1 protein-coding gene is annotated in these 1,322 nt (G+C 54.5%); it reads right to left on the bottom strand.

Features of this window, described 5'->3' with window-relative positions; genetic code table 11:
• Positions 1-23 precede the first annotated feature (23 nt).
• Positions 24-1,322, bottom strand: a 1,299-nt coding sequence (gene rhgX / locus ACWHAR_RS21630; protein ID WP_452087788.1) for a rhamnogalacturonan exolyase, incomplete at its 5' end; no start/stop codon positions are given.

The following is a 1,322-nucleotide window of genomic DNA, read 5'->3' as shown; positions in this document are numbered from 1 at the left end:
TTGCGTCTTATCCCTTAGTCCTCCTACAGCGGCGCCTCCGCTTTACTTCCCGCTATGTACAGGGCGGGCTTCGGCGGTTTTTTCATTCCCGTTCCGAGGTAAAAGCTCGTGTGCGGCGGCTGGTTGTAGGCGGTATTCTGCCAGGCGATGCCGAGCCTGTAAACCGGATCATGCATCAGCGTGTAAAAGCGGTGGCGGGTGAGATGTGTCGTTGTATAGATACGGAGCGCGCTGCTGTCTTCCGTTCTCCATATCACTTCTTCCCGCCAGTCTCCGAACAGGTTGGCCTGAAGAACCGGGTTTCCTTTCGTGCCGTTGTTGGACAGCACGCCGGCCGGCTGAAATATCGTCTTCAGACAGCCGTTTTCAGCATCCCATTTTTCAATCTTTGGCCTGCCAATCGTTCCGTCCCAGTCATGATCAAGCAGTTCTCTGACCAAATCACCGTCCCACCAGATGGCGAAATTGGCTGAAGCGGGCGCTTTGTCGCTGATTTTTTCGCCTTTGCTCGTGAAAAGCCCATACGACATGCCATCATTGCCCGGCGGATCAATTCCCCAGACGAGCGATCCTTTGTAGCTTGGATCAATATGAGCCGCCATGCCCCGGCCAACGTCAGTTCCAGCATGGACGCCCCATAATATCTCACCGGTTCCGGCATCTCGCAGCGACAGTCCGTACGGCTTCGTGGCGTCCTCATGCACCTGGAACACTTCAAGCCCTTTTCGTGACGGGTCCAGATCCCCTACATGCATCGCGTCTCCGTGCCCGAGCCCCGTTGAGTACAGGCCGGTTCCGTCATGATCGACAGCCATTGCGCCGTATATGATTTCATCTTTTCCGTCTCCGTCGACGTCCGCCACGCTTAAACTGTGGTTCCCCTGTCCTGCGTACGCTTCATGTCCCGGATGGTTGGAGTCAAATACCCAGCGTTTTTTGAGCCTTCCGTTTCTGAAATCGTATGCCACGAGCACGGCTCTCGTATAGTAGCCGCGCGCCATAACAAGGCTCGGCCGCTCCCCATCCAAATAAGCGATCCCGGCGAGAAAACGGTCCATCCTGTTTCCATAGCCGTCTCCCCAATCCTCCAGCTTGCCGCGGGGTGGTTCATATTCCACGGTCGTGAGTTCCTCACCGGTTTCTCCTTTAAACACGGTCAAATATTCCGGACCGGACAAAATTCTGCCCTGTTCGTTTCTAAAATCGGCATGCTCATCACCGATGATATGTCCTTTCCCGTCTGTTGTGCCGTCAGCTGTTTTCATGGCTATTTCTGCTTTTCCGTCACCATCCAGGTCATACACCATAAATTGCGTGTAATG

The sequence above is a fragment of the Bacillus sp. LR--39 genome (assembly GCF_053613335.1).
The sequence above is the reverse complement of the archived record's forward strand: the minus strand, read 5'-3'. Positions and strand labels throughout refer to the sequence as shown.